The sequence below is a fragment of the Planctobacterium sp. AWH2_060 genome (assembly GCF_056158425.1).
The window spans coordinates 4,087,394-4,098,645 of the sequence record NZ_JBSWTG010000001.1; the positions used below are offsets into that span (position 1 = coordinate 4,087,394).

An 11,252-nucleotide genomic window follows, 5' to 3' on the forward strand; every position below is an offset into this window, starting at 1 on the left:
GGTACTGACTCCGCTGCAGCTAAAATTGTTTTTTTAATGTCCACCGGAACTCAAAAAATTGCCGGGAACTGACCCACAACAAGAGGTTGTCTGCTATACTGCGCGCCTGCCAGCCTAACGGCTATTCTGACAACCTTAATTTTGAGTATCCCCCTTTGATAAGTGCCGCCAATATCACCATGCAGTTTGGCTCTAAACCACTGTTTGAAAACATCTCCGCTAAATTTTCCAATGGCAATCGCTATGGCCTGATTGGTGCCAATGGCTGTGGAAAATCTACTTTCATGCGTATTCTTAGCGGCAAGCAAGCCCCTACAGCTGGAAACGTTTCTTTAGCACCAGGCACCAAGCTTGGGGTGCTGAATCAGGACCAGTTTGCTTACGAAGAGATGTCGGTGGTGGATACCGTGATCATGGGCGATACTGAGCTTTGGCAAGTGAAACAAGAGCGCGATGCCATTTATGCCAAATCGGATATGACCGAAGAAGAGGGTATGCGGGTTGCGGATCTGGAAGTGCAATTTGCTGAAATGGATGGCTACACTGCAGAGGCGCGAGCCGGAGACATTTTGGCTGCGGCAGGCATTGAGGAAAGTTATCATTTTGGTTTGATGAAAGAGGTGGCTCCGGGACGTAAAGTGAGGGTGCTATTAGCCCAAGCCCTATTTGCTGAACCCGACGTGTTATTGTTGGACGAGCCGACCAATAACCTGGATATTTATACCATCCATTGGTTGGCGGAAGAGTTGAACAAGCGCAAATCCACCATGCTAATCATCTCGCATGATCGTCATTTTCTTAACTCAGTATGCACCCATATGGCAGATATCGACTATCAGGATTTGCGCATCTTCCCCGGTAATTATGATGATTTTGTCGCTGCCGCCGCTTTAATTCAGGAACAACTTCAGCACGAAAATGCCAAAAAATCTGCGGAAATCGAGGATTTACAAGCCTTCGTGGCCAGGTTTTCCGCCAATGCTTCCAAAGCCAAGCAGGCCACTTCACGTGCCAAACGCCTGGAAAAAATTGAACTGGCGGAGATAAAAGCCTCCAGTCGACGTCGTCCTTATATTCAGTTTAAGCAACATAAAAAACTGCATCGCCTGGCCATTACACTGGATGGCATTGGCCATGGTTATCCGGATTTACCGCTGTTTAATGATGGAAACTTATTACTTGAAGCAGGCTCTCGATTGGCGGTCATCGGTGAAAACGGTGCCGGTAAAACCACCTTATTAAAATGTCTGATCAATGAATTGACGGTTAATGAAGGGCGAATTAAGTGGGCCGAAAATGCCGCCATTGGCTATGTTGCACAGGACAGCAGCCGTGATTTTGATGGGGACTGGACCCTGTATGAGTGGATGTCTTTATGGCGCGGCGAGAAACACGACGACATTCAGGTGAAAGCCATGCTAGGACGCTTGTTATTTAGCGCCGATGATTTTAATAAGAAAGTTAAGGTGTGCTCAGGTGGCGAGAAAAACCGTCTGCTCTTCGGTAAATTGATGCTGCAAGATATTAATGTTCTGGTGCTTGATGAACCCACTAACCACCTGGATATGGAATCAATCGAAGCCTTGAATGACGCCTTATTGCGCTTTGATGGCACCATTATTTTTGTCAGTCACGACCATGAGTTTATCTCTTCACTGGCAACCCAGGTAATAGAAATTAAAAATCAAAAGCTGAATTACTTCGATGGCACTTATGACGAGTTTCAGGCCAGTGATGCCAGTCAATAATGTTCGTCAGAAATGGTATCGCGAAAAATGACATTGGCCATTTGTGCTTAAACCACTGCCTGGATGAGCAAATTTCGATATACTTTGTCAAAATTACCACCCGCCTTTAAGGCACCTAAGCCGTGACATAGACTTGTTAATATGACTATTGATGCACCTAAGCGACTAAATAAATTTCTGAGCGATACCGGCGTTTGCTCGCGTCGGGAAGCCGATAAACTGATTGAGCAAAAGCGTGTCACTATCAACGGTAAGTTGCCTGAACTTGGGACCAAAGTTCAGTCGGGTGATACGGTTAAACTGGACGGCAAAACGGTCGGTAGCGTTGCCAAAGACAAGTCTGATCGCATTTATATTGCCTATCATAAACCGATAGGGATCACCTGTACCACAGAGCGGCATGTGAAAGGCAACATTATCGATGCGATTGGCCACAAAGAGCGTATTTTTCCTATTGGCCGACTGGATAAGCCGTCAGAAGGGTTGATTCTGCTGACGAGTGATGGCGACATCGTTAACAAAGTCCTGCGTGCAGAGAATGCCCACGATAAAGAATATATCGTGACGGTTAATCAGCCGATTAGTGAGCGTTTTTTGACGAAAATGGCAAAGGGAGTACCGATTCTGGGTACGGTGACCAAACCCTGTAAGGTCAGCGCACGAGGCAAATTCCAGTTCAGTATTATTCTGACGCAAGGGCTGAACCGACAAATCCGTCGCATGTGCGAATTTTTAGGCTATGAAGTAACTAAACTAAAGCGCACCCGTATTATGCATCTGCAACTGGGCAAACTACCGCCAGGTAAGTGGCGCAACCTGACAAATCAGGAATTACAGCAATTAAAAGATGCGGTAAAACACTCCAGAAAAACTGCTTAGCACTGTATTCGAAAATGCCATGACCGAACTGGTAGGTCGAAATTTATTTCGACGCCGCTGTCCAATTTAACCGACATTGTTTAATTGAAAACAGTGCTCTATAAATGGGATTGTCACACAGACAACTGATAGGCGCAGATGCCTACCGAATTGGCCAGGTTTAGTGAGTCAATACGACCACTACCGGCAATGGTAAAAGCGTCGGCGTTCAGCGAATTCAGATCCTCCAGAGGCACACCACGGGCTTCGTTGCCAAACAGATAACAGTCGTAGTGGCTAAATTCAGGGTGGCTGATTTTCCTGCCCTGTAAGTCCAGAAAGGCAAACTTTTGGAATCGTTGTGCCAGCGCTTCAAGTGGGACGTCGGTTTCCAGCGGCAGATGAAAAATAGCACCCATGCTGGCGCGCACTACTTTTGAGTTAAATGGGTCAACGCTATTGGGGCTGAGCAATAAACGAAAGCCACCAAACCAGACCAGGTTGCGGATAATGGTACCGAGATTGCCAGGATCCTGAACTTCGTATAAATAAATACAGCGCTCGTTTGGTGTTGCTGCGTTTGTTGTAATCTCGGGCGCAGGTAAAGGTACACAGGCCACTACACCCTGTGGTGTTTTGGTATCGCTGAGTTTGGCCATTTGTTTATCGCTGACCACTTCCAGTTGAAAATCAGCCGACAGAGCTTGTGCCCAATCAAGTCTGGATTGGGTGGCGTATAAAGTGATGCGTCGTTCATCTGCGACACCATTGCAGGCTTTTTGCAACTCCATAATGAGATGCTCCCCCTCCACCAAATAATGACCAAACTCCGCACGGTATTTCTTTTGATGCAGTTTTTTAACATCGTCTAGTTTCATTTTTATGGGCCTGCTGTAGAGGGAAGCGTTTTGCAATTCAGGCCGGTGAGTTTACAATATTCGCCTTTTTTGCGATACCGGAGCAGGCAAACTTAATGGCGCGATCAAAAACCAGTAAAAAGTGGTTGGATGAACATGTTAACGATCCCTATGTGAAAAAAGCGCAAATGGATGGCTATCGCTCTCGTGCCAGTTATAAGTTGATTGAAATCAATGAAAAGGATGATCTGTACCGACCCGGAAGTGTGGTGGTGGATCTTGGTTCTGCGCCTGGCGGTTGGTCGCAGATTGTGGCTCCTGTGGTGGGTGAGAGCGGGCGCGTGATCGCATCCGATATTTTGCACATGGATTCGATTATTGGCGTCGATTTTATTCAGGGAGATTTTACCGAAGAATCCGTTTACGACGCTATTTTACAGGCACTGGGTGGTGCCCAAGCCGATACCGTAATCTCTGATATGGCACCCAACTTAAGCGGTGTGAAAAACACCGATCAATACGCTGCGATGTACCTGGTGGAACTGGCTCTGGATATGGCGCGCAACGTGTTAAAACCCGGTGGTAGCTTTTGTGCAAAAGTGTTTCAGGGAGTGGGCTATGAAGAATACGCAAAAGATGTGCGTAGTTCCTTTGACAAGGTCATCGTGCGCAAACCCGCAGCGTCCCGGCCCCGTTCCCGGGAAGTATATCTGGTGGGTAAGGGCTTTAAAGGTCAATAGCCGGTAATTGATACCGGCAACAACTCTTAACCACGCCTTTTTTTCATGCGCTGACTCTGAGCTGCTCGCTTTTCGGTTCGCTTTTCTTTGCGATCTCGTTTGTCGGGTGTCAATGAGCCTTCTTTGAAACGTTGTTTACGCCTCGCTTTATCGGCGGCTTTTTTCTCTGCTGCAGCCGCCATTTCGGCTTTTTCTTTGGCCAGCATCTCGGGTGTTTCAAGACTGATCTTGCCCAGCTTTCCGGCTTGCAATTCAGTGATCAACACTTCACAGATTTTGTGCAGGTTAACCCGGCCACCTGTCATAATTGCACCCCGCTGCCTTGCCGCTGCTTCCAGAAACTCCAATTCAGTATCTGGCAGCTCATCGAGTTTATAGCGCGCCTTCATCAATTCCGGGTAGGCTTTAATCAGATAGTCGGCGGCAAAGAAACCAACATCATCAAATTCCATCGCGGTGTTTTTGACAGCACCAGAAGCCGCCAGGCGATAGATAGAATTGGGATTTTCCAGCTTTGGCCAAAGCACACCAGGGGTGTCATACAGCACGATGCCATCGCCGAGGTTAATGCGCTGTTGGCTTTTGGTGACCGCCGGTTCGTTACCGGTTTTGGCAATAATGCGATCCGCAAGAATGTTGATTAGGGTGGATTTGCCGACATTGGGTATACCGGTGATCATGGCGTTAATGTGTTTTACAGACGTGTCTTTTTCCGGGAATTGCTTGCGGATCAGCCCCAGTATTTGCTTGCTGTCTGCAGGATTGTCATTGGAGGTGGTAATAGTTACAACCCCGCGCTGACGTTCCAAATCTTCTTGCCAGCGACGGGTTATTTCAGGGTCGGCGAGATCAAACTTGTTGAGAATTTTCAGGCAGGGTTTATCCCCCCGAATCTTAGCAATTTCAGGGTTTTCACTGGAGTAGGGAATACGCGCATCCAACACTTCAATCAGGATATCCACCTGACTCAAAGACTCTTTTATTTCTTTCAGGGCTTTGTGCATATGCCCCGGAAACCACTGTAACGCCACGTCGACTTCTCTTTAAATCACAATTGTGGCTATTCTACTGTATTGCTGCTTTATAAGTAACTGTCCGTCTGAAAAGGGCAATAGCGCGGTTATAGCAATAGCAATTTTTAGGCTGCTGTATGGTGGAATAGCTGTTGCAGGTGACTGATTAAGCTGCTAATTTTTTTAATCTCAGCCTTAACAGAGCCATCTAATTCAATGCTTAAGTCACTTTCTGGAAGTCATCGCCTCACCATTTTTCGCCCGTTGGCATTGTATTGTCAGTTTATTCTGGGGCTGATTATGACACTCGCAACGGTCGTTGTTCACGCAGAAGATAAATCTGCGCTTGCCTGGCAATCAGCGCCAGATTTGCCCTATCGTGTACAGGAGATTTATCCGACGGTTTATAACGACCATATCGTTGTAGCGGGCGGTCTGTCGCCTGATGTTGATGAAAACCGGATTGGGGTATCTGATCGCGTGGTGGCTTACAGCCTAAAAGAGCAGATCTGGATAGAGGCGCCCAGACTGCCTGAGCCGCGTCATCATCCTATGCTGGTGGCGATAGATAATCGTCTGTTGGCTATGGGGGGATTTACTATTGATGCTAAGGGTATATGGCACAACAGTGTTGATGTGTATGAATTGCAGGCCAATCCAGACATGCCCGAAAAGCCGATTTTGCTACACGGACACTGGCAGAAAATTGCTCAGTTACCGGCACCTTTAGCCGAAACCTTAAGTGTGGTGCATGAGGGTAAGGTGCATCTTGCCACAGGACGAACCCCCATTAATGCCGAAAGGAACAGTCAGTGGATTGAACAAACCGACGTGAATACCCACTATATCTTTGACCTGCAAACCCTGACATGGTCACAAGGCGCAGCAGTACCCACTGCTCGTAACAGTGCCTGCAGTGTTCAGGTGAACGGCAACTGGCACACGATTGCTGGCCGAACTGTGGCAGCTGGAAATCTGAGTAGTCACGAAGCTTATAATTTTGCCACTAAAAAGTGGCAAACACTGGCTCCTTTACCACAAGCTCAAGGTGGGTTAGCCTGTGCCGCTTACAAGCAACATATCTATGTGTTTGGTGGCGAGTATTTTGACAATGGCGGCGGTGTTTATGCCGAAGTTTGGCAATACGACACTGCAACCGATAAATGGCACGCCGCTGGTACTATGCCGAAACCCCGGCACGGCCTTGGTGCACTGAGCGTAGCGGGTGATATTTATGTGATTGCCGGTGCTTTGCAAGCCAGTGGCAATCAAACCAGCGCCATTATGAGTGTCTTTTCACCGGAAAAACTGCAAGCCCAGAAACACTAATCTTCCTCAGGGTAAAAACAGCGCTCCACCGCTTCGGTGTCAGACAGTTTACTGATGATAAACAGATGGTCGTCTTTTTTTAGCCTGGTACTGCCCTTGGGAAGCAGTGTGGTTTTTTTACGGGCGATAATGGCAATCACTGCTTGTGCTGGTAAGTTCAGCTCCCGAATCGTTTTATTTATGGCGATTGAACTAGCAGACAGTTCAATCTCAATTAATTCTCGTTGGCTCTTAGCGATGTTGACGATTTCCAGGGTGTTGGATGATTTGTGATCATTTTCCAGCACCAGACCGAGTTTGCGCGCTGCAAAAGGCAAAGTTGAGCCTTGTAATAACGCCGAAATCAAGACAATAAAAAACACCACATTGAAAATCAGTTCCGCATAGGGCATCCCAAAAATTAGCGGGAAAATTGCCAGTATGATGGGTACGGAGCCACGCAGCCCAACCCAGGAAACCAGTAACGAGGCTTTAAATGAAAAGCGGAACAGCAACAACGTTGGAATAACCACCAGGGGTCTGGCAATAAAAATAAGCACAAAGGCAATTAATAACCCTTCTTTCCAATGCACAAAAAGCTCGGTAGGTGTTACCAGCAAACCCAGAATAACGAACATGGAAATTTGTCCCAGCCAGGCTAGCCCATCCAGAAATACAAAGGTATTGCGCTGGAATGCAAAACGGCTATTACCCAACATCACGCCTGCGATAAAGGTGGCTAAAAAGCCACTGCCATCGAGATTTGCTGCCACACCAAAGGCCATAAAACCAAACAGCATGACAAATACCGGATACAAACCTGTTGCCATCAAAATAACCCGTTTAACCAGCCAGACACCGATACCACCCACCGCCAGACCAACCAGTGCACCCACGCCCATTTGGCTGCTAAATAACAGCAACAAATCACCGTATTGTGTTGTGGTGTCCTGAATTAGTGTAATTAATCCGATGGTGAGGAAGATGGCCATGGGATCGTTTGAAGCACTTTCCAGCTCCAGAGTGGATTTTAGTTTTGCCGGGATGTTGATGCCGGCATTGCGCAGCACCGAAAAAACCGCTGCAGCGTCGGTGGAACCAACGATTGCGCCTAGTAATAGTCCTTTGTGTAAGGGCAAATCTAATATATAGGTAGCTGCCAGGCCGGTAAGTGTGGCTGTTCCGACAACACCTACGGTTGCCAGCACAGCTGCGGGTTTCCAGGCCTGCAATATGGACTTTTTGGAGGTCTGCAGGCCGCCATCAAACAGGATCAAAATGAGTGCCAGAGTGCCAATTGCATGAGCGGCATCGGCATTATCAAACATAAGCCGACCGATACCATCCTCACCCGCCAGCATACCGACACCGAGAAACAATACTAAAACAGGCACCCCAAAACGCGGTGACAATTTACTTGCCAGTACACCAATGACGGCCAGAACGGCACTGAGCAAAATAATGTAATCAACAGCAAACATATTGGGGTCCTTATTCAGATTAAGGCATGTGTGCCAACGAAGCTTTGATTTCTTCGGGCGTGGGCTTCAACTGTGCTTTGCCCTGTCGTTCTCGTCTTTTACCCAGCCAATAAAGAGTCGCCGAAGTAATAAACAGAGTTGACGAAGTACCCACAATCACTGCAAAGGTCATGGGTAACGCAAAGCTTTCCACGGCATCACCACCAAACAACGCCATAGGCAGCAATACCAGCAATGTCGTCACTGAGGTAAACACTGTTCGGCTCAAGGTACTGTTAATGGCGTCATTGATGATTGTTGCTAGCGGTTTGCTGGCATCAATTCTCAGAAGCTCCCGAATTCGATCAAGCACCACCACTTTGTCATTTATCGAATAACCGATCAAGGCAAGTAATGCAGCTACTGCAGTCAGATTAAATTCGACCCCGCTAAGGGCAAAAAAGCCAATGGTTTTGGTTAAATCCAACAATACGGTAAGCAGAGCCGCCGTCGCAAAGTGGGCTTCAAATCTGGCCCACAGATAGATCAGCATGCCTGCACCGGCTACCAGTAGTGCCAGAATTGATAGCTCCGCAAAGTCACCACTGACTTTCGGGCCCACCATATCTACCTTATCAAAACGCACCTGATTATCAGCTTGTGAAATTGCCCTTTTTAACCGTTCAATCTGGTTGTCACTGCCCGAAGCCTGATTTGGCTCACTGACAGGGGCTCTGAGTAAATAATGATGCTTGCTACCGTATTCCTGAATCGCCACCTGCTCAAAGCCGTTACTGCGGATCACCTCTCGCAACTGGTCGGTAGACAGTTGTGGGGAATTCAGCTCTATCATGGTGCCACCGGTAAAATCCACGCCGTAGTGCAATCCGGGTTTGGCAAACATACCGACGGACAACAGGGTCAATATCACTGATATGGCCAGCGCAAACTTGCGTTTCGCCAGAAAATTAATGCCCTGCAGTTTATCGCTCATTCTTAGCATAGGGGATGAAAATGTCAGTGATGACTGATCCCGCGGATCGGTTCTTTTCAATTGAACGGTGCGCAGCATCATCATCTTGGTCAGGGCGACAGCGGTGAACACAGATGAAATCAAACCTAAAGCAATGGTGATGGCAAACCCTTTAACTGGGCCACTACCGAACATAAATAGCAAACTTACAGCAATCAGCGTGGTGAAGTTTGAATCGATTATGGTGGCAAATGCCTTGTTAAAACCCACCTGAATGGCACTTGTCGCGGGTCGACCCTTTCGGCTTTCTTCCCGAATACGCTCGTTGATCAGTATATTGGCATCTACCGCCATGCCCATGGTTAAAATTAACCCGGCTATACCAGGCAGAGTTAATGTGGCACCGAATAAAGTTAGTGCGCCAAATACCAGCACCATATTAATACACAAAGCAAAACTGGCGATTGCGCCCCAACGACCGTAAATAGCCACCATAAAAAGCAGCACCAAAAGTGCGCCCGCGATACCGGTTTCAATACCCGCCTGAATCGCATCACTGCCCAAATCTGGCCCGACGGTGCGCTCTTCAATCACGGTAAGCGGAACCGGTAGGGCACCTGTGCGCAGCATCAATGCCACATTGGATGCTTCTGGCAAGGTGAAGTTGCCGCTTATTTCACCTCGTCCTCCCGGAATTGGACTATTGATTACCGGGGCGGTAATGACCTTATCATCTAATACGATTGCCAATGCCCGGCCGATATTTTCCTTGGTCATAGTGGCAAACTGTCTGGCACCATTGCTGTCCAGTCGAAAAGTAACCACAGGTTGGCCGGTGTCATTGCTCAATGTACCAGCGGCATCAACAATGTGTTCACCTTTTAGGGCTATTTTTTGTTCCAGTTCGTAGAGATTACCCTCCTCATCAGGTGTCATCATGGATTGACCTGACTGGCTATTTACCAGCCAGTGAAAGTTCATTTGTGCTGTAGTGCCAAGCAGGCTCTTAACCTGAGTAGGATCAGAGATGCCCGGCATCTGAACCAAAATCGCTTCACCACCCTGGAGAGTGACATTTGGCTCATTCAAGCCGGTCTCATTGAGACGCTTGCGCACCACATCAACACTGCGGTTTAGCGCATCTTTTAAAAGCTTTTTGGTATACAGCTCGTTTAAAGTAAGACGCACAGTGCTATGTTGGATGTCCACTTGTAAAGCGCTACTTGCTGAAGGTTGTGCCGAGATTAGATAGGCCGTTTCCTTTACTTTTCGGGTGTCGTTTATATCGCGTAAAGTAAAAGTGAAAACACCGTTTTCGGCACCGGACTTGCGGCTGTAACGGATATTTTGTTGCCGAAGTTCCGTCAATACATCTTCGGAGAAGCCGCTTAACTGTTTCTCGAAAAGCGCATCAGTATCGGCCGCCAGCAGCAGGTGTGAACCGCCCTGTAAATCCAGGCCTAAGGAAAGGGTTTTGTTGCTATACCACTCGGGTAATTGCTGTTTAATGTTGTGTGGCAATAGGTTCGGTGCTGCACTGAGTAATCCCAGTAATACGATCAGCAAATACACTAAGCCACGAACTGAAAATCGTGTCATTTTTTATCATTCCTGAAATAATTAAATACAAGGCGACAGGCGCTTTAATTCGCCGAATCACCGTTTGAATCTGTTTATGTCAGGATGAAGGGAGGGCCTCTTGGGTTGTGGCTATAGAGTGGGGCAACATTGAGGGCCGTGACCTGCGAAAGTGCGTCATGGACACTAAGCCTTTCAGAAATTACCGGGGAATTGTTGGGCAGCGCGACCTTTGAATCGTCGTCAGCGTCATTGCTATTAAGCCTGGTGCTATTTAAGCGTAATGTGTACTGATTGCCAAAGTAACTGAACTGAGCATAGGGTGAATCTTCGGTAACCTCGGCCTGATTAGCCACCTGACCGGTCTGAAAACTGGCGCTAAGTGTCAGGCACAGCAACATCCACACCAGCAATTGTGGCGCGTGCGAAGTCAGCCTGTTTAAGGGATTAGCGGTTCTCAACAGTAACTATGCTCTGGGTTAAACAAAGGATTCAGCTCAATGGGTGCAAGATACTCAATGTGGGGTGTATTGTACATTAATCAATTTTTTTCGGAGTTAATTTGGTTGATTCTTGTTGCACCTTGGAGCAAGGCTAATTGCGGCAAAGAGAACACCGGAACAGTATTTAACCTTTAGGTATCGTTTTTTCAACATAAGACTATAATTAGTCCATATATAGACCACGTGAGAATGAAATGAAAACTCAGACAGTCTC

Annotated in this window: 9 protein-coding genes; 4 read left to right on the top strand and 5 right to left on the bottom strand. The window is 47.4% G+C overall.

Annotated elements, in window-relative coordinates; genetic code table 11:
* The first annotated feature begins 155 nt into the window (after nucleotides 1-155).
* Nucleotides 156-1,748, top strand: a complete 1,593-nt coding sequence (locus tag ACXAD8_RS17500; protein WP_475233010.1) for an ABC-F family ATPase — start codon at nucleotides 156-158, stop codon at nucleotides 1,746-1,748.
* Between the two features lie 141 nt (nucleotides 1,749-1,889).
* Complete coding sequence (gene rluF, locus ACXAD8_RS17505; RefSeq protein ID WP_475231271.1) at nucleotides 1,890-2,627, top strand: 23S rRNA pseudouridine(2604) synthase RluF; 738 nt, start codon at nucleotides 1,890-1,892, stop codon at nucleotides 2,625-2,627.
* A gap of 113 nt (nucleotides 2,628-2,740) precedes the next feature.
* Here rluF and ACXAD8_RS17510 read toward each other — a convergent pair whose 3' ends face one another.
* The gene (locus ACXAD8_RS17510; RefSeq protein WP_475231272.1) at nucleotides 2,741-3,484 is read right to left on the bottom strand and encodes a TrmH family RNA methyltransferase; all 744 of its coding nucleotides are present in this window, start codon (nucleotides 3,482-3,484) and stop codon (nucleotides 2,741-2,743) included.
* A gap of 95 nt (nucleotides 3,485-3,579) precedes the next feature.
* On the opposite strand from ACXAD8_RS17510, the gene rlmE reads away from it, so the two are divergent.
* On the top strand, nucleotides 3,580-4,203 hold the full coding sequence (gene rlmE / locus ACXAD8_RS17515) for a 23S rRNA (uridine(2552)-2'-O)-methyltransferase RlmE (protein ID WP_475231273.1): 624 nt from the start codon (nucleotides 3,580-3,582) through the stop codon (nucleotides 4,201-4,203).
* A 26-nt stretch (nucleotides 4,204-4,229) separates the two neighbouring features.
* On the opposite strand, the gene ylqF is transcribed toward rlmE, so the two are convergent.
* Nucleotides 4,230-5,234, bottom strand: coding sequence for a ribosome biogenesis GTPase YlqF (ylqF, locus tag ACXAD8_RS17520; RefSeq protein WP_475231274.1), 1,005 nt, complete (start codon nucleotides 5,232-5,234; stop codon nucleotides 4,230-4,232).
* A gap of 198 nt (nucleotides 5,235-5,432) precedes the next feature.
* Between ylqF and ACXAD8_RS17525 the strand changes: the two genes are divergently transcribed.
* Nucleotides 5,433-6,545, top strand: coding sequence for a Kelch repeat-containing protein (locus ACXAD8_RS17525; RefSeq protein ID WP_475231275.1), 1,113 nt, complete (start codon nucleotides 5,433-5,435; stop codon nucleotides 6,543-6,545).
* Here the strand turns inward: ACXAD8_RS17525 and ACXAD8_RS17530 are convergent.
* The 3 genes from ACXAD8_RS17530 to ACXAD8_RS17540 all read right to left on the bottom strand — a co-directional run bounded on the left by ACXAD8_RS17530 (nucleotide 6,542) and on the right by ACXAD8_RS17540 (nucleotide 10,996).
* Complete coding sequence (locus tag ACXAD8_RS17530) at nucleotides 6,542-8,005, bottom strand: potassium/proton antiporter (protein ID WP_475231276.1); 1,464 nt, start codon at nucleotides 8,003-8,005, stop codon at nucleotides 6,542-6,544. The two genes, ACXAD8_RS17525 and ACXAD8_RS17530, sit on opposite strands and share 4 nt — an antisense overlap.
* 19 nt (nucleotides 8,006-8,024) lie before the next feature.
* A complete protein-coding gene (gene secD, locus ACXAD8_RS17535) occupies nucleotides 8,025-10,556 on the bottom strand; it encodes a protein translocase subunit SecD (protein ID WP_475231277.1) in 2,532 nt (843 codons plus the stop codon).
* Nucleotides 10,557-10,630: 74 nt separating this feature from the next.
* On the bottom strand, nucleotides 10,631-10,996 hold the full coding sequence (locus ACXAD8_RS17540; RefSeq protein ID WP_475231278.1) for a hypothetical protein: 366 nt from the start codon (nucleotides 10,994-10,996) through the stop codon (nucleotides 10,631-10,633).
* Nucleotides 10,997-11,252: the final 256 nt, after the last annotated feature.

Coding starts and splice junctions, on each gene's coding strand:
- secD (WP_475231277.1), bottom strand. CDS start 10,556: ATGACACGATTTTCAGTTCGTGGCTTAGTGTATTTGCTGATCGTATTA.
- ACXAD8_RS17530 (WP_475231276.1), bottom strand. CDS start 8,005: ATGTTTGCTGTTGATTACATTATTTTGCTCAGTGCCGTTCTGGCCGTC.
- rluF (WP_475231271.1), top strand. CDS start 1,890: ATGACTATTGATGCACCTAAGCGACTAAATAAATTTCTGAGCGATACC.
- rlmE (WP_475231273.1), top strand. CDS start 3,580: ATGGCGCGATCAAAAACCAGTAAAAAGTGGTTGGATGAACATGTTAAC.
- ACXAD8_RS17525 (WP_475231275.1), top strand. CDS start 5,433: ATGCTTAAGTCACTTTCTGGAAGTCATCGCCTCACCATTTTTCGCCCG.
- ACXAD8_RS17510 (WP_475231272.1), bottom strand. CDS start 3,484: ATGAAACTAGACGATGTTAAAAAACTGCATCAAAAGAAATACCGTGCG.